Source organism: Pseudoalteromonas sp. NZS37, from assembly GCF_015864265.1.
Classification (GTDB): domain Bacteria; phylum Pseudomonadota; class Gammaproteobacteria; order Enterobacterales; family Alteromonadaceae; genus Pseudoalteromonas; species Pseudoalteromonas arctica.
On record NZ_JADYXL010000001.1, the window covers coordinates 274,655 to 298,169 of the forward strand.

The window sequence follows — 23,515 nt, forward strand, 5'->3', positions numbered from 1 at the left end:
TTGGATTTTTTTATGCCTTTGCCTTCGTTTATTTCTATGTATCAACAATTGATTGCAGCCCCTTCTATTAGTGCAATTGAAGACAGCTTGTGTATGAGCAATAAAAACGTAATTGAACTCCTTGCGAGGTGGTGCGAAACACTCGGTTTTACGTGTGAAATTATAGAATTAGAAGGAGGTAAAGGGCGCTATAATTTATTAGCAAAACGCGGAGAAGGTGATGGCGGATTAATGCTAGCTGGTCATACCGACACAGTGCCTTTTGATGACAGCCGCTGGAACCACAATCCGTTTAAACTTACCGAACTCGACAATAAATTGTACGGGCTGGGAAGCATTGATATGAAAGGTTTTTTTGCTTTTGTATTACAAGCAATTAGTGAACTTGATGAAAAGCAGCAAACTCAACCTATTTTAATACTCGCCACTGCCGATGAAGAAACAACTATGGCAGGTGCACAGCAAATATGTAATCACCCTAATTTAAAACCTGCACGCTGTATAATTGGCGAACCTACTGATATGACGCCAGTATTTATGCACAAGGGCCATATGAGTACAGCAATAAGAGTGGTTGGTCGCTCTGGGCATAGCTCAGATCCCGAACGTGGCCTTAACGCCATTGAAGTAATGCATAAAGTGATTACAAAATTGATGATCTTAAAAGAGCAATTAAAGCATAAGTATTCAATAAATCACTTTGAAATTCCTTATCCAACATTAAACTTAGGTAATATTCATGGTGGCGATAACGCGAATAGAATTTGCGGTTGCTGTGAAATGCACATAGATATGCGCCCATTACCTGGTTTAAGTGTACAAGAACTACAAGCATTAGTACTTGATGCAACAAAAGAGATAAATCAGCAATATCCAAATGCGGTGAGCGTTATTGATTTACATGAACCAATCCCGGCATTTAGTGGTAGCACCGACAGTGCTTTAGTTAAAATGGCTGAAAAAATAGCAGGGCAAAAAGCGGTCGCGGTAAATTATTGCACTGAAGCGCCGTTTATCCAGCAACTCGGTTGTGAAACAATCGTAATGGGCCCAGGCTCAATTAACCAAGCGCATCAGCCTGATGAGTTTTTAGCGTTGGAAAAAATAAAACCATCGCAACAAATAATTACCAATATCATAAAAGCAAACTGCTTTAGCAATCAGAGTTACTAACTGCTTATAACAACACAAAATAATAAAGGCGCCAATTGGCGCCTTTATTAATACAAAACTAAGGCCTAATCACCTTTAACTTCTAAGTTAATAAACTTAACTAGCTCTTCAGGTTGCCCTACTAGCATCATAACTTGTTGGTTAATTTCCATCATAGTTTTACCTTCAGGTAGCTTTGCAGACACACTGAATGAATTTAAACCTTTAGCAAAGCTAGTTAAAGCCTCTGCAATATCTTCAGTTACAGGAGCTTGTTGTAACTGCTGCTCTAACATCATTTCCATTTGCTCTAGCGTCATGCCTTGCTTTTCAAGCTCACTTGATAGTAAGTCTTTTAACTTACCTTGGTTATTTAAGGCAAAGCTAACATTGCGCGGCTCTAACTTACTCATTGCTTGCATAACAAGTGTTTGCTGCTGTAACTCTTGCTCATAAGTAAGTGGCTGGTTACCCGCTTCTTGCTGCGCTTTACTAATCGCCAATGAAGCATCCATTAATGCTTTTGAATTAGCCAAGCCCATATCCATATTAAAACTAACAATGTCTTTTGCATCAAGCTTAACTACTACATCACTATTGCCAGACTCTTCATCGTAATCAAGTGATGAATGTAAGTCGTAACTTGCCGACGCGAGCATTTCGTTTGTATCAGCAGGTAATTTTGAAACAAAGTCTTTATCAAACTGAAAGCTTTTTACATCAAATGATGTATGCGGTGATATTTTATCTGGCTCGTAACCTGTTATTTCAATGCTTTGAATATTAGCAACATTGTCGCCCTCTGGGCTTATTACTTCCATGTTTGTTATTTCTATGCTTTTTGAAATAACACTTGCCGATAAACCAGCGTATTTAAATGTAGCGCCAGTTTGCTCGCTTACTAAAGCAAGTTGCTTATCTACTTCTGCACGCACTTCTTGTGTAGCTACATAATTTGCATAGCTCACGCCACCAACGCCCGCAGCTACAATCGCTGCAACTATTACTAACTTTTTCATGTTATTTCCTTATTCTATTCTTTGTGTAAACCGAGTTTTATTAAGAGTAACATTACACATTAACACCCGTAAGTATTAATTAATTAAACTAAGCAACTCATGTACTGTTTTAACTGGGGTAATTTTAGCGCCCAGCCCTTCCATCGACTTATGGTAATTACGAAATGGAATATATATTTCTGTAAAACCATGTTGTGCCGCTTCTTTAACACGTGGTACTCCACTGTCAATTGGGCGTACATCGCCATTTAAGCTAAGCTCACCCATAATACACGTGGTACGAGGCACAACAAATTCGTTTAAGCTGCTAAGTAACGCGGTAACCAATGCTAAATCAATACAAGTTTCTGTTTCATCAATTCTTAGGCCACCCACAATATTAAAAAACGTATCGTGGAATATTTTGGTTTTAGTGTGTTTTCGTAATATGCCAGTCAGCATTTTTATGCGGTTCATGTTTAAACCAACGCACACACGCTGCGGAAATTCCGCCTCGGTTTCGGTCGTTAAACACTGAATTTCAAGTAGTAGATTTCGATTCCCTTTACGGATACAGGTAATTGTAGAGCCTGGCGAGTCGGTTGTAGACCCCGATAAAAATATTTCGCTCGGGTTATCAACGCTTAACATCCCACGTTCGCACATTTTAAAAATGCCAACGGTATCTATATCACCAAAGCGGTTTTTATTTGCCCTAAGGGTTCGAATTTGCCCATCATTGGTGTCTATGTGTAAAAGCGCATCGACAATATGTACAAGTGTTTGAGGACCTGCTATTTCGTTATTTTTATTTACATGAGCAATAATGAACATGGTTACATCATTTTGCTTACAGTATTGAGTCAATGCTTGGGCGGCACTTTTTACTTGCGAAGGGGAACCTGGGCTACCATTTGCCGTTTCGGTTACAACCGCTTGAATAGAGTCAATAACAGCAAACTTAATTTTATTTTTCTCGAGCTCTTCAATGATGGTTTCAACACTGGTTTCTGAAAGTAAATAAAGCTCGTCAGGGTTATAGTTTAACTTTAAACGATTTACCCTGTTTTTAAACTGCGATAATGACTCCTCGGCCGTACAGTAAAGTGACGGCATACGTTGTGACATTCTCGCGACTAGGTCAGATAGCAATGTTGTTTTACCAGCACCTGGATCACCCGAAATTATATTAACAGAGCCGGTAGTTACACCACCGCTTAGCACACGATCGAGCTCGCCAATTTCTGTCAGCTGTTTTTCTGCCTCTGACGTAGCAATATCATTAATTTTTTTAGAGCCGCCACCAGCACCGCCAGCATAACCACCTACATTTGCTCGAACTGACGCTTTTTTACTCTGCCCTGCTGAAGGTTTAAATTCTGCTAATGTGTTCCACGCACCGCAGCGGCATTGACCCTGCCAACGTGGGTAGTTCATACCACATTCTGTACACACAAACTCTATTTTTGCCGCTTTAGTCATTTATAACCTTATCTACGATTCTCTAATTTTAAAAACATTTACTGTTAATAACTTATTTTGCCACTTCAAGCATTTACTTAGCAACAAACTCTTGCCTGCGTAAAAATCTAGCGTCACAATCATTAAATACACATGGTGTTTCTTTTTAGCTATAATTTAGGGCATACTTTTTGCTTTGAAATAGTTTAAAGTAACTTGCCAACAAAATGGCATATAACACATAATAACAAGAGCTAAACAGTAGTAACTAAAATAATTGTACCTATATTAACAACATAGCGCGATTTAACGTTTATTGAACTTCTAATAAATGGACTTAACAGTATACCTACTTTTTCAATTAGACGGTGATGGTTTTATAAATGGCTGATGACATAATGCTCAAACACGAAGACCTCGTGAATGAGTTAAAAACATATTTAGGCAATGCTAAATTTGACCTAATTTTCAAATCAAAAACCGCTGGGTTAACCAAACCTGAGCAATTTTTGATGAAAATGGAAATGTCACGCTTATCTCAGCCAGTGGCACGCTTTGTTGATCTTCGTGGATTAGTGACGGGCCAAGTAAAACCGTATGAGCATAATGGTAAACAGCACTTTATGGATGACACAGCCATTGAAGTGTTTGAAAAAGCACTTAAACAGCATGGTGAATATACCCTAGCCGTTTACGAAGCCGTAATGAATACAGAAAATAACCACCGCGTATTACAAAAACAAGCCGCCGAAAAATCAGAACTACAAGAATCAGAAAGTAACTTAAGCACTGAAGTAATTAAGTTTGCCTCTTACGAGAGCCGCCGTGAAGAACGGATGAATTACTCAATAAAAGTAACTATTGATTACAAAGATAAAAAGAACATTGCTGCTAGCACCTCAGATATATCTTTAAGCGGTTGTAAAGTTAAGCTTGCAACGCGCTACTCTATAAAAAAAGGTGAACTAATAGCAATGCGCTTGGTAGGCCTTGAACAAGACTTTGAACTTGGCCTAAAAAACGGTATTCAATACGAAGTTGTTGCCGTTGAAAATATCTCTCGTGAATACAACCACATTCGCTTAAAACGCACTTATATCGAAAATAACGATGCCTTTAATGACTTTTTAGAAAGCTTTATTCACGGTAATAAACGTCGTTATAAAGTAAATTTAGATAACACGCTCGATGCTGTAGTATCAAAGGGGTATGAGCAATACTACATCCCTCGTGTAACGTCTTTATATGTATTTTTAAGCAAAAAAGATGAACAGTATTACCCAAGCCTTAGCCTTACTACTGAAAATAATATTTTTATCCAGCGCTATTTTACCGATGAAAGAAAAACACCGTGTTTGTACAATATACTCAATCATCAGCGCATTACACAATTACTAACCCAAATTACCGCGGTCAAAGAAGATTACCTCTATACATTTACACATATATCATCGGGTAAAATTTACTATTACTCTGCGACACGAACTGAGCTAAATAATAACCCTAAATTACGTGATCTATTTTTAGGTTTTGGTAGCCAAAAAGAAAGTTGGCAGTGCTTTAAAATACAAATAATGCCAAGTCATCCAGATGATTCTTTTATACCGCTTTCATTACCTAATAGTGCTGGCGCTAATATTGAAAAACTCAACAAGCCGCCTTCCCCTAGAGTTAAAGGCCTTATAAAAGACGTTAAATATATTGTTGTACTTACAAGTATTGGCAATAAAACAGAGCAAGCAGATTATAAACAACTTACTTTTGATAAAGCGTTAGTAAATCAGCTTAAACATTTTGGCCACGCAAAACATAAAACGCCGCCTTATTTAGATATTGTGCCACTTGAATACGTAAATTTACGCTCGCATAAGCGCTACCTTTATAAAACACCGGTTAGCGTCACTATTAATGATGAAGTATTTAACGGTTATACACGTGACTTTTCTGTAATGGGTTTGCAATTAGAGTGCGAGCAACCAGTCACATTTAAAAAAGGTGATATAGTACTTTTAACATTTCCTGAGCTTCAAAAAATAACTAAAAAGCATAAACTTAGCGAACTAAAGTACGAAATAATGGCCATTAGTAAGTCATTCACTACTATTAACCTAAAAGCGAATCGTGTTGCTGATTTACCCCATGCTGGCGTGACTTTTTTCACTCAGCTAATAGAAGGTAATAAAGACAAACTTAAAGTATCTGAAGAAGCCGCTAAAGTAGAAGGCTTATCTACCGCGCTTAGAAATATGGTCACAAAAAGTGTATGCCAATTTCCGCTGTATTTACACAAAGAAGCTGCACACTTTAAAACAGGTGCAATTGGTTATGGCTTATACGCCAGTCCTATGCATGTTATTTTGCAAAACTTTGGCTTATTAGGTAACAAAACTGACTTTTCGAGTATTCTTACCGAAGAGCAAATTATTAATGTAATAACGCCTAATATTAAAGATCGCAGTCGCCAAGATGCACCGCTTGCTTTTACACTCGCTATTAATTTCGACCCTCGTAAGGGCAAAATTGAAGAGGCTATTGTTAGCCAATGCGCTTTAGGTGAAGACTACTCAAGCTTTTATAAACAAATTAGTAAAGGCATTACATCACAACTTATATTTGTGATGCGTTTGTATATTTCGCGCACAGGTCGCCCCGATACTGACTACCTATCTAATGAGCTTAAATACGTAAGCCAATATGCAATGCATAAAGCAAAAGATTTAGAAGAAGCATTATGGGCTGTTGCAGGCGTGGGGGACGTAGTAGATATAACTGAAGAAGCTCTAAGCCATTTAGAGCTTAAAAAAGAGCAAGTTGAACAAATGGGCCGCCGTAAACTAATTTGGTTAAACCGCTTACGCTAAGCGGTTTAACTTAAACAACTTTAAAGAGCGGGCTCTCTATCTAACGGAATAGCCAACATATACAGCAATTGCAATAATGACCCTTCACAAATAGCCGCTTGTGCTTGCTCAACTACTTTAGGTTTGCCATGCACTGCTACACCTAGGCCAGCTTTAGCCATCATGATTAAATCGTTTGCGCCATCGCCAATAGCAACTGTTTGCGACTTCTCAAGCCCTAGTTTATGTTGTAACGACTCTAGAATAATTGCTTTTTGTTGTGCATCTACAATTGTACCCAGTACTTTACCTGTTAGTTTATCGTCTTTAAATTCGAGTACATTAGCGTGCACTTCATCTAAATTAATAAGCTCTTGAACGCGCTCTGCAAACGGTACAAAACCACCTGATGCAATTGCTAAATACCAGTCATGCTGTTTTAGAATTTGACACAGCACTTTAATACCCGGCATGAGTGGCAATGCACTTTTTAGTTCTTCAATTAAGCTTTTTTCAATACCAGCCAGTTTAGCTACACGCTGATTTAAACTCTCGCTAAAATCAAGTTTACCCGCCATTGCAAGTGCGGTTACAGAGGCAACTTCGTCGTAAACATCCGCAAGCCGTGCTATTTCGTCTATGCACTCAATAGTTATTGCAGTTGAATCCATATCCATAACCAATAAACCAGGCTCATATAAATTAGGCGCAGTAGCAACTTGCACTAATTGACAATCTAGAGTGTTTGAAAACTCTTGTAGTACTAACGGGTTTATAGCTTGATCGGAGTTTTGCGCGTAAAAACACAGTGCTGGAGCTAACCCTAAATCTGGTTGATATTGGCATATAGCAGTGACGGTTTGGTTATGCATAGCTAAAAAACCAATAATGCTAACAATGTGTTTTTCTTCAAAATCACCCGCAAATGCGATGCTAAATAACCCTAATGCTTTGTTTGGTATATAATCAAGAGGTGTAAATACACCACCACTATAGCTAAACCATTTATTTAGAGTTAAGTGTTGTAATGGTTGCTCAGCAGCTTGCTGTGCCATGTTGATTTGCGACATGGGATCTCCGTGTTTATTTTTATTTTCCTGATAATTGGCATATCATAACTGGTATTCTCAACACTAAATTCGCCATCAGGTGGGGTTTAAGGTTATAGTTAGTGTAGTTGTAACATCAAATCAAAATGCTGTCAGTAGCATAAACGGTGACTATGAAAAATAACCATATTAAAAACCCTATTACGGCTTCTCAAAGAAAACGACTTGTTCGCTTAATACTAGCGGCTGGTTGTTTTGTATTACTAAGCTGGGTAGGTGTTAATAGTAGTTTTCAGAGTCATCAGTTACTTTATGATAGTGCCGATAGCACGGCAAAAAGCCTCACTCAGTTTATGGCTTTAAATGTTAAAACACCGCTTATTGAAAAAAACAAACCACAGCTCAACGCCATTTGTAACGACATAAGTAAAGATGAATTTGTGCTTTCTGCGACTATTTATGATCAACAAGGCATTTTAATTGCTAGCAGTGACAATTGGCAGTCACATCATATTTATGGACAACTCCCTGACTCTACACCGGGTATTAGTAAACTAAAAACACCTTTTATGGAACCCGTGATAAGCGATGATGACCGCCCTATAGGCTTTGTGTCTGTTACTTATTTAACTCGCGCCGCAATATCAGACAGCCATAATCATTTTCATGACTTAGGTCGGCAGGTACTATTAATGCTAGTGATTGCATGTATTTTTACGTGGCAGTTAGGGCGTGGATTAAAACGTTGGCAGGTAAATCGCTATATGCAAAAAACATCTGAACAAGAATCGTAAAGCTGCTTTGCAAGCGTCCCTCTTTCACTATGTGGCTTTAAATCACATAACGCGTTAAATACATCAGGTATATGCAGTGGCGTGTTAACTTCACCTTGATGACCGCTTAACGGCATTGAAGGTGAGTCGGTTTCAAGTACTAAGTGCTCTGGCTCAATAGCAGCAATAACAGCGCGTGTTTTAACTGCGCGATCATAGGTAATAACACCGCCTATGCCAAGCTTAAAACCCTGCTTAATATAGTACTGCGCTTGTTGAAGTGATCCTGAAAATGCATGGATCACTCCCCCGTTTTTTGGCTTACACCGCTTAAACGATTGCGCAATTAAATCATGGCTTTGCCTATGATGCACAATGAGCGGTAAGTTAAGCTCATTAGAAAGCCCTATTTGCTGCTCAAATAAATAAGTTTGTTTAGGAAGGTTTTCAATACTTCGATCAAGCCCGCACTCCCCAATAGCTACCAACTGATACTTATTTGCAGTCGCGAATTCAAATAACGCTTCTATGTGCGATTCATTATGTTGCTCTAAAAAGTAAGGATGTAGCCCTGCGGCTATTTTTATACTTGGGTAAGTTGCTTTGAGTTTTATGAGAGTATGCGATTGAGCAAGCGTAATACCCGGCACAACAAACTGATTAACTCCCTTTGCTACACACTCGTTTATGAGCGATTCACGATTCGAATCAAACTCGCTAAAGTCGAGGTGGCAATGAGAGTCAATAAATTGCACGGTTACTTACTCATCTTTTAATTAAGGGTTTAAGCGTGTAATTTGCCAGCTGTTATCTGCTTGGCGCTGATATATAAAGCGATCATGCAAACGATGCGCCCCACCTTGCCAAAACTCAATTTTAGTGGGTACTACACAATATCCGCCCCAAAAATCAGGGAGTGGAATTTCACCTTTAGCAAACTTATTTTTCATGTTGGCGAAGGTTTCCATGAGTACTTTACGTGATGACACCGGACGACTTTGCGCTGACGCCCACGCCGCTAATTGGCTTTCTTTAGGACGAGATAAAAAGTACTTTGCCACAGCAGAGGTAGGCAATGGTTTAGCCTCGCCATATACAATAACTTGGCGTTCCATGTGGTGCCACGGAAAGTGCAGTGATATTTTGTTATTACCTTTAAGCTCTTGCGCTTTACGCGAACCTGTATTGGTAAAAAATACAAAACCGTTATCATCCAAATGCTTTAAAAGCACAATACGCTGTGAAGGCTGACCGGTTTCATCAACAGTTGCTACAACCATCGCAGTTGGATCGGGTAACTGGCTTGCCACTGCATGCTCAAGCCATGTTCCAAACTGCTTAAACGGATCATCTTGCAAGTTATCTTCGCTTAACGCGTCTTGCAGGTATTCACGACGGATATCTTCGAGTTTCATAACAAGTCCTTTAAATAGAGCTTAGAGTAGCGAGCTTAAAACATTAGATGTTGAGTAATAACAAATATTAAGATTCAGGTGCATGCGATAGCAATAACACCGAGTCTCGAGTGCATTCGATAGCAGTAAACATAGAGTCTCAGGTGTATCGTTGGGTTTCGTTTCACTCAACCCAACCTACAACGTAAACTACACAACTCAGATATCTGCAAGTGTAGGAGTCCTAGCAAGGCGGTAAAACTATTTATGCCAAGGAGCATACGGTTTGTATGTGACTTTGGCTAAATAAATTTCTTAACGCAGCTAAAGCGAACTACACAACTCAGATATCTGCAAGTGTAGAAGTGCTGACAAGACGGAGTGCTTTTTTATGCCAAGGAGCATACATTTAGTATGTGACTTAGGCTAAAAAAGCACGACAACGCAGTCAAAGCGAACTACACGCAGCAGAAGGTGATTACATTTGCTCCATAACTTCAATACCTAGCAAATCTAATCCCGTTTCTAGTGTTTTAGAAACCAAATTACACAACACTAAACGGCTATCGCGCACGCTTGGCTCTACGCCTTCTTTAAGTACTGGGCAGGCTTCGTAAAATGTCATGTATAAGCTTGCTAGCTCATATAAGTAACCACATAGTACGTGCGGTGTTGCTTCGCTGATCATTAAATCAAGTACTTCTTCAAGCTGTAGTAGCTTAAGTGCTAGTGCTTTTTCTTGAGGCTCAATAATTGCAACATCTGAATTTAATGTAGCTGCATCAACGCCTGACTTACGGAAAATACTGCGTATACGTGTATAAGCATATTGTAAGTAAGGGGCGGTTGCGCCTTCAAAGCTTAGCATGCTGTCCCAGTTAAAAATGTAATCGCTGGTACGGTGCTTAGAAAGGTCGGCGTATTTAACTGCGCCAATACCTACTTTACGTGCAATCTCGCTGCGATCGCTATCACTTAAATCAGACTCACGTTCAGCTAGTTTTGCAGCTGCACGGTTAATTGATTCTTCTAATAAGTCAGCAAGTTTTACTGTGCCGCCAGTACGTGTTTTAAATGGTTTGTTATCGGCGCCCATCATGGTGCCAAACGGGCAAAACTCGTAACTTGTTTCGTCTCGTAATAAACCTGCTTTACGCGCTGTAAGCTCTACTTGATTAAAGTGTAGGTTTTGACGTGCATCTACAAAAATTAAGATACGATCAGCACCTAATTTATTTGAACGATAATCACATGCCGCTAAATCGGTTGTTGCATATAAAAAGCCACCGCCAGATTTTTGTACAATAAACGCAGATGGTTCGCCATCTTTGTTGGCAAGTTCATCTAAAAACACAACTTGCGCACCTTGCGACTCTACTGCAATATTTTTATCTTTAAGTAGGCTAATAATATCGTTAAGTTCTGCGTTGTATGCGCTTTCAGCCATAATATCAGCTTGAGTAAGTGTTACATTTAAACGCTTATATACTTCTTCAGAGTGCTTAACTGAGGTGGCTATAAACAGTTTCCAAAGTTTTTCACAGTGCGCGTCGCCGCCTTGTAATTTAACAACGTAATTACGTGCTTTATCAGCAAAGCCTTCTTCGTCGTCAAAGCGTTTTTTAGCATCGCGGTAAAAGGTTTCTAAATCAGCAAGCGCTACAGAATCTAAATCTACACCTTGGCTAATTTGATCTTCTAAATGCGCGATTAACATACCAAATTGCGTGCCCCAATCACCCATGTGATTTTGACGTACAACCGTATCGCCTCTAAATTCAAGCGCACGCACAATTGAGTCACCAATAATGGTTGAACGTAAATGGCCTACGTGCATTTCTTTAGCAAGGTTTGGTGATGAATAGTCAACAACCACTTTTTGCGGGTTAGCATGCTCATTTACAGCAAGCTTTGCATCACTATTAGCTGCTTTAACGCTTTGCGCTAAAAATTCAGGCTTTAAATGAATATTAATAAAACCTGGGCCAGCAATTTCAGTCTTTTGAGCAATATCGCTTACATCAAGATTATCTATAATTTTTTGCGCAAGCTCACGTGGGTTGCTTTTCATTTTTTTAGCCGCGCCCATAGCTGCATTAATTTGGTAATCACCAAATTGTGGACGTGTGCTTTGTGTTACTGCTGGGTTTGTGTCTTCAGGTAAGCCTGCGCCAGCCATAGCTGCAATAGCTTTTTCGATTAAAATAGTACGAATATTCATGTTTTTACCTTTATAAGCCCACCAAAGCAGGCTTTCTTTTAATTCTTTGAATGAGTTCTAGTTTTCGCGTGTATGGTTAAACGTTACTTCTGGGTAACGCTCTACCGATAAGTTAAGGTTTACACGGCTCGGCGCTATGTAAGTTAAGTTATCGCCACCATCGAGTGCTAAATTACTTTCGCACTTGCGTTTAAATTCTTCAAACTTTTTAACATCGCTGCTTTCTACCCAGCGTGCTGTATTTACGTTTATACCTTCGTAAATAGCATCTACGTTATATTCAGCTTTTAAACGTGCTACAACCACATCAAACTGAAGTACACCTACTGCGCCCACAATTAAATCGTTGTTTATAAGCGGTCTAAATACCTGCACAGCACCCTCTTCAGAAAGCTGTACTAAGCCTTTTAATAATTGCTTTTGCTTAAGCGGATCGCGAAGACGAATACGGCGGAATAATTCAGGCGCAAAGTTAGGGATACCGCTAAATTTAAGTTTTTCGCCTTGGGTAAATGTATCACCAATTTGAATTGTACCGTGGTTATGCAAACCAATAATATCGCCAGCGTAAGCATCTTCTGCTCGCTCACGATCGCCCGCCATAAAGGTTACCGCATCAGAAATGCTCACTTGCTTGCCAATTCGCACGTGATTCATTTTCATGCCTTGGCTGTACTTACCCGACACAATACGCATAAATGCAATACGGTCTCGGTGTTTTGGATCCATGTTTGCCTGAATTTTAAATACAAAGCCGGTAAAGTTTTCTTCAGTTGCAACAACAAGTCTGTCTTCAGTTTCACGTGGTAATGGCGTTGGTGCCCATTTAGTTAAACCATCTAAAACATGGTCAACACCAAAGTTACCCAGTGCAGTACCATAATAAACAGGCGAAAGCTTACCGGCTAAAAACAGCTCTAAATCAAATTCGTTTGATGCGCCAATAACAAGCTCAAGCTCATCGCGTAATTGCGCAGCTAAATCTTCACCAATGGCAATATCAAGTTCTGGGTTATCAAGCCCTTTAATGGTACGAACTTCTTGAATTTTATGACCTTGACCTGTTTTGTATAAAACAGCTTCGTCATTATGAATGTGGTAAACACCTTTAAACTCTTTACCACAGCCAATTGGCCAAGTGATGGGCGCACAGGCAATATTTAGCTCTGTTTCAACTTCGTCAAGCACTTCCATTGGGTCGCGTATTTCACGGTCACACTTATTCATAAACGTAACAATTGGCGTTGTACGCAGGCGTGTAACTTCCATTAGCTTACGGGTACGATCTTCTACACCCTTTGCCGCATCAATAACCATTAAGCACGAATCTACCGCTGTTAGCGTGCGGTAAGTATCTTCCGAGAAGTCTTCGTGTCCTGGCGTATCAAGTAAATTAACAAGCGCATTGTTATACGGAAATTGCATTACCGAGGTAGTAACCGATATACCACGCTCTTTTTCCATTTCCATCCAGTCAGATTTTGCATGCTGGTTAGAGCCACGGCCTTTTACAGTGCCGGCTCGTTGAATAGCTTGTCCGAATAACAATACTTTTTCGGTAATGGTTGTTTTACCAGCATCCGGGTGAGAGATGATAGCAAAGGTACGTCGTTTATTAATTTCACTAAGGAGATTTTGATCTGCCATTAAAAAAGTTCTTTTAGTTTGTATACGGATATTATCCACTTTAAGTATGCTGAGCTTTCAAGGCTTAAATAATACCAATTGCATTAAAGTAGTGATCTATTATAGCGATAAGAAAATAGCGCAATAACAAGGTGAAATTATGACATAGAGTTATTCTCTATGAATAATTTTTAACGTAGTTAGTGAGTTATTTAATACGCTAGAACGATTTTGTTTTAATAAAATTGGTATAGAGCAACCTCGAAAGCTCAACACACCATCAGAAAAGCCCTAAATTGGCCCTTCACATGCGATCCGTTATGTTAATCGTAATTGAAGACTATTTTCGCTGATCTTGGCCTTATAAACAATCAATGGTTGGTTATTAGCTGATCTTTTTTATTAATATGGATTTTGGGAAGCCTAACTGCAAATGAGGTACAAAAAAATCAGTAATAAGCCAAATAAATAGGATCAGCACTCAATACACCAAGCCTCTGCACACCATTAGAATTTTTAAGCCTTGCTTGAGAATATAACCTAGTGGCCCGGCTAACAGCCCTGCGTTAACCCACTGGTATTTATAACTGAGAGTAAATTAGAATATTCAATTTTAAGTGATAGCATTTATCTTTAAAAAAATGACTTTAAAAGATGTAAATTTATGTAAACTTTTTTGAACAATAAAATAACGGTTATAAGCATGTAACTTATTAAATTAAAATAACTTAATAAAATAAAAAAACACCAATACAGAGCTAAATACCATGCAACTACTGATTGTAATTTAGCCACCAAGACCGCCACAAGCTTGTGTAATAAAGTCGTAACGCATATTATTGATAGATTGCATGGAGGATAAGTCGTTTGGTCATGAAAACCAGTAAGTTAAGTATTAGATTATTATGGTATATAACACCCCTTGTTATTCTACCGCTGCTATTTTTAGGTGGCTTTACGCTCACCAATGTAACTAATTCAACACAAAAACAAGCTGATTTAATAATGAGCCGTTTTGTTGAGCAACAACAGCAAAAAATATTTAATTATATCGACTCTTTTCACTCTACAGCAAAACTACTTTCAACCTCGCCAGTACTTAGTGATTTTTTAGCAAACGACATTCGCGCCAACGGTAATTACACCCGAAAACTTGGCGCGCTTATGGATGTATTTGCCAGTTACAGTGAGGCTTATCCCGATATAATTAGCATTAATTTAGTTTCAGCCAGTGGGAAAAGCGATGCCTACTACTCTAACAACCTAACAACAGCGCCTAAAAGCTACCCGTTTTTTAATCAAGTATTGCAAAGTAATTTAAGTAAACAGCAATTTATGATTCAAAAGGATGATGGCACCACTAGTTTATATTTTATTCAACGAATTTATAGTGTTGATTACTATTTAAAACGACCACAGCAGCTTGGTTTTATTGTAATACATATAGAACCTTCAATACTAAACTCTAGTATTTTAGAAGCGCCATATAACAACACGCTTAATTTAATGTTGACTAAAGACGGGAAAATTTTATTTAGCTCCGATTACAATATGCGTGGCCAATACATAAGCGAGTACGAACTTAATCAAGTGCACGACCTCGCTGATATCGGCATGCTTTCAACTATTGAACTCTCAAGCATAGACAAAATAGAGCGAATGATTTTTGCAGTGCAAATGCCTGGCGGATATTATTACGTATCGACCATTCCCAAAGGGGTGCTTTATCAATCAGGTAAAGCCATAAGTTTAATAACAGGCTTAATTGTTATTATTTCGGTGATCACCCTGCCAATATTAATTTTTGTAGTGGTCCGCAATTTATTACTTAACCCAATTGAGTTACTCGGGGCTGCGAGTCATCGTGTTGGTGATGGCGATTTGTCGGTGCACTTACCAGCTCATACAAATGATGAAGTAGGTGTTTTATTTAACGACTTTAACCACATGGTTAATCAAATAAGGCACTACCAACAACAGCTTGAAGAATACAAACACCACCTTGAAGATAAAGTGGAAAGTCGTACCCAAGCACTTGAAGCTATGAACAGCCAACTTGAGTTAGCTATTGGCCAAGCTGAGCAAGCTAATCAACTTAAGAGTCGTTTTTTAGCTAACATGAGTCACGAAATACGCACGCCGCTCACGGCCATTATGGGCTTTACAGAGCAGTTACTACACAACGATAAAGTAGCGAATGACAAACAACACCTAAGCACTATTTTACGTAATTCAAAACACTTACTAGAGTTAATAAATAACATACTCGATTTATCTAAAATTGAAGCTGAAAAGCTGGCTGTTGATTTGTCAGCGTTAAACGTAGTGCAGCTTGTGCACGACATTGAATCAATTATTCAACCACTGGCACAAGAAAAACAATTAACCCTTAATATCGACTATCAACTGCCGCTACCCCGCACCATTTATAGTGATGTGACCCGCTTAAAACAAATACTTATAAACATTGCTAATAACGCCGTTAAATTTACCGAAAATGGTAGCGTGTCTATTTGTGTGCATTATTTACAAGCAAGTCAAAAGCTAGAGTTTGTAATTAAAGATACTGGTATTGGTATGTCTGAGCATCAAATAGAACGTGTATTTAAGCCGTTTGAACAAGCCGATGCCACAACTACACGCCGTTTTGGTGGTACAGGTCTTGGGTTGTGTATTTCTAAAAACTTAGCACTGTTACTTGGTGGCGATGTAAACCTTGAAAGTGAAGTGGGTGTAGGTAGCCGAGTTACAATTAGGGTGGCATGTCAGCTATCTGATGATCAACCCATGCTTGAGTTTTTAACGCAAGAAAGCCAGTTAATACCAGAGAAAGATCCTCTCTTATCGTTTGCAACCAATAGCTTCGACGCCAATATATTAGTGGCTGAGGATAACCCAGATAACCAACTATTAATTAAATTATTACTGCAAACCTGGGGCCTTGAACCCGATATTGCCAGTAATGGCGCACAAGCTGTAGAAATGGCGCTCGTAAACGACTACCAACTTATTATTATGGATATGCAAATGCCTGTAATGGGCGGATTAGAAGCGACTAAAATGCTTCGTCATGCAGCGTATGATGGCCCTATCATTGCCCTTACTGCCAATGTAATGAACCATGATATAGGCACTTATCTAGAAGCTGGTTGCGACAAAGCACTGGCTAAACCCATTGATAAAGATGCTCTGGAAAACGTACTCGTAAGCTACCTGCATCTTGAAAAAGATAATCAAAATAAATGGGATAGCCTATTAAAGAGCGAAAAGTTTCAGCAAATTGCCGATAATTACTTAGCTAACTTACCTACATATTTAGAAGAAGTTAAAGCTTTGCAGCATTGTGATGATTGGGAAGCATTAAGAGGTATAGCGCACAGTGTTAAAGGCAGTTCTGGATGCTTTAACTTTGATGAAATTTACCATAGCGCTGCGGCACTTGAAGAGAACTTAAAAAGTAACAATAAAGTACCAAGAGACGAGCTGGTAAATGATTTAATAGCAGCCATTGAGCAAGCAATTAGCGACAAAGTAACCTAAAAAGCAAACTTACAAAACTGTACAAATGCAGTACTTTAACGGCTCTATATTTTAAATGCTAATTACCGACTTTAATTATGAAAAGTTTAAACCTAGCGCCATACCCATTAAAATAGCGTCTTCAAAGCCATTTTTAGCAGGGTTATCACTTGGGTAGTAGTTTTTACGCACTGACATCTCAGCAAAGCCTGCGCGCTCGTACAGCGCAATAGCACGCGTATTTGATTCGCGTACTTCTAAAAAGAGGTTTTCAGCATTTTGCTGCTCACCATATTCAATAAACTGCGCTAACAACTGCCTTGCAATACCCTTCCCTTGGTGACTTGGTGTTACACAAATATCCATAAGCGTAAAATCAGGCCCTGCTTTTTCACCAATATAAAAACCAATCATGCTCGCCTCATCAAATGCGGCAACATTAAAATAGCGCCCACCTATACATGAACCCATTGTATTTAAAGTCCACGGATGGCTATGACACGCTGTTTCGATGGCCATTAATTGAGGTATTGCAGTTTCATCTACTGATTTAAAGTTTATCAAGGTGTTTACTCATTAAAGCCCATAAAGCACGCTTCTCAGAGACGTTGAGCTGTGGGGTTGGCAATGTAAGCTTATTATCGTTTAATTGCATCTCACTGCCCTGTACAACGCTATTTATAATAATAGGCTCTGCACTGAGTTTAATGTCTGCAAGTAGTTGCTCATTTAGCGTTAAAGAACTAGTTATCGTGCTTTGCGATAAAGTATTAGCTTGATCATTTGCTTGAGGACAATAATGTTGATTGAGTTCAAGATTTTCTATATCAAAAATAGCTGCGTAACGTGGATGCATAACAACTCAGTAGATTAGACATTTGAACAATATAAGAAGTAATAAAAACGATGTAAAGAAGAAATGGCAGGGGCGGAGAGATTCGAACTCCCAACCATCGGTTTTGGAGACCGCTGTTCTACCAATTGGAACTACGCCCCTGCAATGACGACGAATTATAGAGAAGTTTCGCCAAAGGTAAAGAGAAAAATCACTCTTTTAGTTTAACTGCTTTTTAAATAAACAAAACGGCGAATTAGCATGCTAATTCGCCGTTTTTTAATCACTTAAAATTAGTTAATTAAAACTAAAATTAATTATTCCCATTCGATAGTTGCAGGTGGTTTACCTGAAATATCGTAAACAACACGAGAAATACCATCTATTTCATTAATGATACGGTTTGATACCACACCTAAAAACTCATAAGGTAAATGTGACCAGCGCGCTGTCATAAAGTCGATTGTTTCCACACAACGAAGTGATACAACCCAATCGTACTTACGTGCATCGCCCATAACCCCTACCGATTTTACAGGTAAGAATACAGTAAACGCTTGGCTTACTTTATGGTAGAGCTCAGCTTTGTGAAGCTCTTCGATGAAAATCGCATCAGCGCGGCGTAATAAATCACAGTATTCTTTTTTGATTTCACCAAGTACACGCACACCTAAACCTGGTCCAGGGAAAGGATGACGGTAAAGCATGTCGTACGGTAAACCTAGTTCTAGGCCAATCTTACGTACTTCATCTTTGAATAATTCACGTAATGGCTCAACAAGGCCCATTTTCATGTCATCTGGTAATCCGCCCACATTGTGGTGAGATTTAATAACATGCGCTTTACCAGTTGCAGATGCCGCTGATTCAATTACATCAGGATAAATTGTACCTTGCGCTAACCATTTTGCATTTTTAAGCTTTTTGGCTTGCTCATCAAATACATTAATAAACGTATGACCAATGGCTTTACGTTTATCTTCTGGGTCTGACTTACCCGCTAGATCATTTAAAAACTGCTCTTCAGCTTCAACTTTAACAATATTTAAGCCAAATTTATTACCAAACATGTCCATTACTTGTTGGCCTTCGTTTAAACGAAGTAAACCATTATCAACAAATACACATGTTAGTCTTTCGCCAATTGCACGGTGAATAAGCATAGCCACAACCGATGAATCAACACCACCAGAGAGGCCTAAAATAACTTCGTCATCGCCAACTGTTTCTTTAATACGCTCGATAGCATCATCGATAATTTTTGCAGCAGTCCACAATTTTTCACAGCCACAAATATCAATAGCAAAACGCTCTAATAAGCGCTGACCTTGGTGCGTGTGTGTTACTTCTGGGTGAAACTGTACACCGTAAAAACGTTTTTCTTCGTTAGACATTGCAGCATGTGGACAAGTAGATGTTTTAGCTGTTGTTGCAAAACCAGCTGGAATATCCATAACTTTGTCGCCATGGCTCATCCATACGTCGAGTATGCCGTTGCCGCCATCGGTAATGCTGTCTTCAATTGCATCAAATAATGCACAGTTGCCTACTTTTTCTACTTGTGCGTAACCAAACTCTTTTTTATCAGAGCTGTGTACACTTCCGCCAAGTTGAGCTGCCATTGTTTGCATACCGTAGCAAATACCTAGCACAGGCACGCCTGCATTAAATACATACTCAGGAGCGCGCGGGCTGTTTTCAAGTGTTGTTGATTCTGGACCACCAGAAAGAATAATACCTTGTGGGTTGAACTCGCGGATTTGCTCTTCAGTCACATCCCATGCCCAAAGTTCACAGTAAACACCAATTTCACGCACACGACGGGCGATTAATTGAGTGTATTGTGAACCAAAGTCTAAAATGAGAATTCGTGAATCGTGAATATCTTTGCTCATGGAGTATCTCGTAAAGTCTGATGCTAAATGCCGTTTGTTAATGTAAACGACTAAAAAGAGGGCTTGCAAAGCAAGCCCAGTATATTAAATTAATTACGCTGCTTAACCTAAGCGGTAATTAGGTGCTTCTTTAGTGATTTGCACATCATGAACGTGCGACTCACCCATACCCGCTGAAGTAACGCGTACAAACTGTGGTTTTGTATTTAGCTCTTCAATTGTTGCACAACCCGTTAAGCCCATAGCGCTTCGTAGGCCGCCCACTTGCTGATGAATAATCGTTGCAATTGGACCTTTATAAGCTACGCGACCTTCAATACCTTCAGGTACTAACTTGTCTGCTTCGTTTGATTTTTGGAAGTAACGATCTGATGAACCTTCTTTTTGATCCATCGCGCCCAATGAGCCCATACCACGGTAAGATTTGTAATAACGGCCTTGGTATAATTCAACTTCACCTGGTGCTTCTTCAGTACCAGCAAGAAGTGAACCCACCATTACACACGATGCACCAGCAACAAGTGCTTTAACAATATCACCAGAAAAACGAATGCCACCATCAGCAATAACAGGAATGTCGCGACCTTTTAAGCCTTCAACAGCATCTGAAATAGCTGTAATTTGTGGAACGCCACAACCGGTAACAATACGTGTAGTACAAATAGAACCTGGGCCGATACCTACTTTAACTGCATCCGCTCCCGCATCAGCAAGTGCAATCGCACCTTCAGCTGTTGCTATGTTGCCTGCAATAATTTGTAAGTCTGGGTACTCTTTACGCGTTTTAGTAACACGGTCAATAACACCTTGAGAGTGACCATGAGATGTATCGATAAGTAAAACATCAATACCCGCTTCTACTAATGCAGCAATACGCTCATCAGTACCTGCACCAACACTTACAGCAGCACCTACACGTAAACGACCTTGGTCGTCTTTACATGCGTCAGGTTTGTCTTGGGCTTTTTGGTAATCTTTTACTGTGATCATGCCTTTAAGTTTAAATTCATCATCAACAACAAGGATTTTTTCAATGCGGTGTTCGTGCATTAAGCCTAAAATTTCTTCGCGTGCTGCGCCTTCTTTAACGGTAACAAGCTTTTCTTTTTTAGTCATAACGGTAGAAACAGGCTGTTCAAGCTTAGTTTCAAAACGCATATCACGACTAGTAACAATGCCTACAAGCACATTATTGCTATCGGTAACCGGAAAGCCTGAAAAACCTTTTTCGTGCGAAAGCTCAATTGCATCTGCAATTGTTAAATCGGCAGTAACCGTTACAGGGTATGAAACAATACCTGCTTCGTAGGTTTTAACTTTACGTACGTTTTTCGCTTGTTCTTCAATAGTCATGTTTTTATGAATAAAACCAAGACCACCTTCTTGCGCAAGGGCAATAGCTAAACGAGCTTCTGTAACAGTATCCATAGATGCTGAAATAAGCGGCAAGTTAAGTTTGATACCACGCGTTAAGCGAGTTGAAATATTTGCCGTGTGTGGCAAAACAGTAGAATGACCAGGTACTAAAAGTACGTCATCAAAGGTAAGAGCTTCTTTAGCGATTCTAAGCATTTTGGCAACTTCTCACATGTGGATCTAAGATAAGGAATTGCGGCCAAATTTTAACAGCGTTGTTGGCATGAGTAAATAATATTTCGCAAATATTTATGATAAAGTAGTGCAATAAATAGTTTTAGGTTGTTTTTTATGTTTTCGAAGCCTTCGCAAGCGGTTTACACCGTTTCACGCCTTAATAGAGAAATTCGCACAATCCTTGAGCAAGGTTTTGCATCTTTAGTGCTCACGGGCGAAATTTCTAACTTTATTACCCCTGCATCTGGACATTGGTACTTTTCGTTAAAAGACGATAAAGCACAAATTAAAGCCGCAATGTGGCGAGGCAATAATCGCAACCAAAGCTACCGCCCTGTAAATGGCGCACAAGTTACAGTAAAAGCGCGTGTATCGCTTTATGAACCTCGCGGTGACTACCAGCTTATTGTTGAGCATATGGAACCCGCAGGCGAAGGTCAGCTAAAACAAGAATTTGATGCGCTTAAAATGCGTTTAGCCGCCGAAGGATTATTTAGCTCTGCTCACAAACAGCCATTACCGCAAAATATTAATCGCATTGGTGTTATTACCTCAGCAACAGGCGCTGCTATAAAAGATATTTTAACGGCACTCAAACGCCGTGCACCGCAGCTAGAAGTCATTATTTACCCTGCTATGGTACAAGGCAAAGAAGCGCACGTGCATTTAATTAACCAAATTGAATTAGCCAACACACGTGACGAAGTAGACGTACTTATTTTAGGGCGAGGCGGCGGATCACTTGAAGATTTATGGTGTTTTAATCACGAACAGCTCGCCCGCGCTATTTTCAAAAGTGAATTACCGATAGTAAGTGCGGTAGGCCACGAAATAGATACCACTATTAGCGATTACGTTGCTGATGTTCGTGCAGCGACTCCATCAGCCGCAGCTGAGCTTGTAAGCCCAAATACGCAAGAGTTACACAACAAAGTAAAGCAATTAGTTAATCGTTTATCTAACGCGTTTAAGCACGGAATTGCCGACAAGCGCGCACTAGCAACGCAGTTACAACACCGCCTTAATTTATGTCATCCGCGTAATCAGCTTAATCAAAAATCACAACGTTTGGATGAGCTAAGCATTGCGCTGCAACAGGCGATGCGTAATCGTTTATACCAGCAAGAACGCACACTCAATAACTTAACGCCGCGTTTAATGCGCCAATCACCCGATAAAAAACTCGCTACAGCAAGCCATCAACTTTCGCAATTACAAGCTAGGCTAAACCAAGCTATACAACATCAGTTACAGCAAGCGAATAATAGCTTAGCACTGCAAGCAAGCAGGTTAGATTCAGTAAGTCCGCTTAATGTTTTAGCGCGCGGCTATAGCATCACTAAAACACAACAAGGCAAAGTGGTTAAATCTGTGGGGCAAATTAAAACAGGCGATGTTTTGATTACAGAGCTCGTTGATGGCTCTATAGAATCACAGGTTATACCTGTTACATAAAGTTGGTATTACTTAAAACTCTGTACTTAGCAACAATTTAAGCTCGCTATCGCTTGATGTGGAGGTAGTGCTTTTAAATTGTTGCCAAAACTCTTGCTTCATCAACTTGTCGTTTAGTTCTCGCCATTGAGAATTATCAAATGTGTCGTTATCAGCGGGTGCGGCAAGTTCAAATTCACATATCGTCGTTTTACATTTTGCGCTAACAACATCGGGTATAATCGCTAAATCAGCTGTTAATAAAAAATCTTGTAATGCCATTTCAGTACGATAAGCCCATTCTTCGTCACGCGTTTGCTTTTCAAATTTATCACGTAAGATCTTCTCAAAATCTGAAGGACCTCTCATTTGCTTTAAAATGCTTTTAACTGTCGCTTTCTGTTCGGCGAGTTGCTGCTTAAGCTGAGTTACTTGCTCTTCTAAAGGTAGTTCATCAAGCATTTGGGTTTCTGAATAGGTTGGAGGCGTATCTTCAGCGGGCTCTATACTAGCGACTTGCTCAGGTACTGCAGAGTCTGCATTACTTAATACCTCATTACTTTGTTGTTCAGTATGAAGCTTTTGCTGTTTTTCATAACTTGGCTGCGACTTAACAGATTCTGGATGACTTGAAGCTGCATTAAAGTAGCCCCAAGTTAAACCTACACCCGCAATAAACCCAATCCCTAGAGCCAATAAACTATTCTTGTTCATGTTAATTCCTT

17 protein-coding genes and 1 tRNA gene are annotated in these 23,515 nt (G+C 39.4%); 5 read left to right on the forward strand and 13 right to left on the reverse strand.

Annotated elements, in window-relative coordinates:
* The first annotated feature begins 12 nt into the window (after nucleotides 1–12).
* Entirely contained in the window at nucleotides 13–1,173 is a 1,161-nt protein-coding gene (gene argE, locus I6F47_RS01225) for an acetylornithine deacetylase (protein WP_165721056.1), read from the forward strand.
* 65 nt (nucleotides 1,174–1,238) lie between these two features.
* On the opposite strand, the gene I6F47_RS01230 is transcribed toward argE, so the two are convergent.
* Together I6F47_RS01230 and radA are read right to left on the reverse strand one after the other, a co-directional pair.
* Entirely contained in the window at nucleotides 1,239–2,171 is a 933-nt protein-coding gene (locus I6F47_RS01230) for a hypothetical protein (RefSeq protein WP_165721057.1), read from the reverse strand.
* Nucleotides 2,172–2,246: 75 nt separating this feature from the next.
* Nucleotides 2,247–3,632, reverse strand: a complete 1,386-nt coding sequence (gene radA, locus I6F47_RS01235; RefSeq protein WP_024590039.1) for a DNA repair protein RadA — start codon at nucleotides 3,630–3,632, stop codon at nucleotides 2,247–2,249.
* A 362-nt stretch (nucleotides 3,633–3,994) separates the two neighbouring features.
* On the opposite strand from radA, the gene I6F47_RS01240 reads away from it, so the two are divergent.
* Nucleotides 3,995–6,472, forward strand: a complete 2,478-nt coding sequence (locus tag I6F47_RS01240; RefSeq protein ID WP_024608996.1) for a PilZ domain-containing protein — start codon at nucleotides 3,995–3,997, stop codon at nucleotides 6,470–6,472.
* 20 nt (nucleotides 6,473–6,492) lie between these two features.
* Here the strand turns inward: I6F47_RS01240 and serB are convergent, their stop codons facing one another.
* Nucleotides 6,493–7,521, reverse strand: a complete 1,029-nt coding sequence (serB, locus tag I6F47_RS01245) for a phosphoserine phosphatase SerB (protein ID WP_165721058.1) — start codon at nucleotides 7,519–7,521, stop codon at nucleotides 6,493–6,495.
* Between the two features lie 152 nt (nucleotides 7,522–7,673).
* On the opposite strand from serB, the gene I6F47_RS01250 reads away from it, so the two are divergent.
* The gene (locus I6F47_RS01250; RefSeq protein WP_007581635.1) at nucleotides 7,674–8,294 is read left to right on the forward strand and encodes an AhpA/YtjB family protein; all 621 of its coding nucleotides are present in this window, start codon (nucleotides 7,674–7,676) and stop codon (nucleotides 8,292–8,294) included.
* Here I6F47_RS01250 and I6F47_RS01255 read toward each other — a convergent pair.
* The 4 genes from I6F47_RS01255 to prfC all read right to left on the reverse strand — a co-directional run bounded on the left by I6F47_RS01255 (nucleotide 8,261) and on the right by prfC (nucleotide 13,535).
* The gene (locus tag I6F47_RS01255; RefSeq protein ID WP_165721059.1) at nucleotides 8,261–9,028 is read right to left on the reverse strand and encodes a TatD family hydrolase; all 768 of its coding nucleotides are present in this window, start codon (nucleotides 9,026–9,028) and stop codon (nucleotides 8,261–8,263) included. The genes I6F47_RS01250 and I6F47_RS01255 overlap by 34 nt on opposite strands.
* A gap of 21 nt (nucleotides 9,029–9,049) precedes the next feature.
* On the reverse strand, nucleotides 9,050–9,688 hold the full coding sequence (pdxH, locus tag I6F47_RS01260; protein ID WP_165721060.1) for a pyridoxamine 5'-phosphate oxidase: 639 nt from the start codon (nucleotides 9,686–9,688) through the stop codon (nucleotides 9,050–9,052).
* A gap of 457 nt (nucleotides 9,689–10,145) precedes the next feature.
* The gene (gene argS, locus I6F47_RS01265) at nucleotides 10,146–11,888 is read right to left on the reverse strand and encodes an arginine--tRNA ligase (protein WP_165721061.1); all 1,743 of its coding nucleotides are present in this window, start codon (nucleotides 11,886–11,888) and stop codon (nucleotides 10,146–10,148) included.
* 57 nt (nucleotides 11,889–11,945) lie between these two features.
* Nucleotides 11,946–13,535, reverse strand: coding sequence for a peptide chain release factor 3 (gene prfC / locus I6F47_RS01270; RefSeq protein WP_165721062.1), 1,590 nt, complete (start codon nucleotides 13,533–13,535; stop codon nucleotides 11,946–11,948).
* 852 nt (nucleotides 13,536–14,387) lie between these two features.
* Here prfC and I6F47_RS01275 point away from each other — a divergent pair.
* Nucleotides 14,388–17,054, forward strand: coding sequence for an ATP-binding protein (locus I6F47_RS01275; RefSeq protein ID WP_165721063.1), 2,667 nt, complete (start codon nucleotides 14,388–14,390; stop codon nucleotides 17,052–17,054).
* 75 nt (nucleotides 17,055–17,129) lie between these two features.
* Here the strand turns inward: I6F47_RS01275 and rimI are convergent, their stop codons facing one another.
* From rimI to guaB, 5 genes are all read right to left on the reverse strand, one after another.
* Nucleotides 17,130–17,597, reverse strand: coding sequence for a ribosomal protein S18-alanine N-acetyltransferase (gene rimI / locus I6F47_RS01280; RefSeq protein WP_007581622.1), 468 nt, complete (start codon nucleotides 17,595–17,597; stop codon nucleotides 17,130–17,132).
* Nucleotides 17,584–17,889 carry a hypothetical protein gene (locus I6F47_RS01285; RefSeq protein ID WP_197183173.1) on the reverse strand — a complete coding sequence of 102 codons (306 nt, stop codon included), beginning with the start codon at nucleotides 17,887–17,889 and terminating at the stop codon, nucleotides 17,584–17,586. The genes rimI and I6F47_RS01285 overlap by 14 nt, the downstream gene beginning before the upstream one ends.
* A gap of 64 nt (nucleotides 17,890–17,953) precedes the next feature.
* Nucleotides 17,954–18,030: transfer RNA gene (locus I6F47_RS01290), tRNA-Trp, on the reverse strand.
* A gap of 155 nt (nucleotides 18,031–18,185) precedes the next feature.
* On the reverse strand, nucleotides 18,186–19,763 hold the full coding sequence (gene guaA / locus I6F47_RS01295) for a glutamine-hydrolyzing GMP synthase (protein WP_008170177.1): 1,578 nt from the start codon (nucleotides 19,761–19,763) through the stop codon (nucleotides 18,186–18,188).
* A 102-nt stretch (nucleotides 19,764–19,865) separates the two neighbouring features.
* Nucleotides 19,866–21,335 (reverse strand): IMP dehydrogenase, encoded by a 1,470-nt coding sequence (guaB, locus tag I6F47_RS01300; RefSeq protein ID WP_002958783.1) that lies wholly within the window; start codon nucleotides 21,333–21,335, stop codon nucleotides 19,866–19,868.
* 135 nt (nucleotides 21,336–21,470) lie between these two features.
* Between guaB and xseA the strand changes: the two genes are divergently transcribed.
* Nucleotides 21,471–22,811, forward strand: coding sequence for an exodeoxyribonuclease VII large subunit (gene xseA / locus I6F47_RS01305; RefSeq protein ID WP_197183174.1), 1,341 nt, complete (start codon nucleotides 21,471–21,473; stop codon nucleotides 22,809–22,811).
* Nucleotides 22,812–22,823: 12 nt separating this feature from the next.
* Here the strand turns inward: xseA and I6F47_RS01310 are convergent, their stop codons facing one another.
* On the reverse strand, nucleotides 22,824–23,504 hold the full coding sequence (locus tag I6F47_RS01310; protein WP_007581614.1) for a hypothetical protein: 681 nt from the start codon (nucleotides 23,502–23,504) through the stop codon (nucleotides 22,824–22,826).
* Nucleotides 23,505–23,515 lie beyond the last annotated feature (11 nt).

Excerpts from the sequence above, each read along its gene's own strand:
- xseA (WP_197183174.1), top strand. The coding sequence starts at position 21,471 with ATGTTTTCGAAGCCTTCGCAAGCGGTTTACACCGTTTCACGCCTTAAT.
- radA (WP_024590039.1), bottom strand. The coding sequence starts at position 3,632 with ATGACTAAAGCGGCAAAAATAGAGTTTGTGTGTACAGAATGTGGTATG.
- I6F47_RS01310 (WP_007581614.1), bottom strand. The coding sequence starts at position 23,504 with ATGAACAAGAATAGTTTATTGGCTCTAGGGATTGGGTTTATTGCGGGT.
- I6F47_RS01250 (WP_007581635.1), top strand. The coding sequence starts at position 7,674 with ATGAAAAATAACCATATTAAAAACCCTATTACGGCTTCTCAAAGAAAA.
- argS (WP_165721061.1), bottom strand. The coding sequence starts at position 11,888 with ATGAATATTCGTACTATTTTAATCGAAAAAGCTATTGCAGCTATGGCT.
- guaB (WP_002958783.1), bottom strand. The coding sequence starts at position 21,335 with ATGCTTAGAATCGCTAAAGAAGCTCTTACCTTTGATGACGTACTTTTA.
- guaA (WP_008170177.1), bottom strand. The coding sequence starts at position 19,763 with ATGAGCAAAGATATTCACGATTCACGAATTCTCATTTTAGACTTTGGT.
- I6F47_RS01240 (WP_024608996.1), top strand. The coding sequence starts at position 3,995 with ATGGCTGATGACATAATGCTCAAACACGAAGACCTCGTGAATGAGTTA.
- I6F47_RS01275 (WP_165721063.1), top strand. The coding sequence starts at position 14,388 with ATGAAAACCAGTAAGTTAAGTATTAGATTATTATGGTATATAACACCC.
- prfC (WP_165721062.1), bottom strand. The coding sequence starts at position 13,535 with ATGGCAGATCAAAATCTCCTTAGTGAAATTAATAAACGACGTACCTTT.
- I6F47_RS01285 (WP_197183173.1), bottom strand. The coding sequence starts at position 17,889 with ATGCATCCACGTTACGCAGCTATTTTTGATATAGAAAATCTTGAACTC.
- I6F47_RS01230 (WP_165721057.1), bottom strand. The coding sequence starts at position 2,171 with ATGAAAAAGTTAGTAATAGTTGCAGCGATTGTAGCTGCGGGCGTTGGT.
- serB (WP_165721058.1), bottom strand. The coding sequence starts at position 7,521 with ATGTCGCAAATCAACATGGCACAGCAAGCTGCTGAGCAACCATTACAA.
- pdxH (WP_165721060.1), bottom strand. The coding sequence starts at position 9,688 with ATGAAACTCGAAGATATCCGTCGTGAATACCTGCAAGACGCGTTAAGC.
- argE (WP_165721056.1), top strand. The coding sequence starts at position 13 with ATGCCTTTGCCTTCGTTTATTTCTATGTATCAACAATTGATTGCAGCC.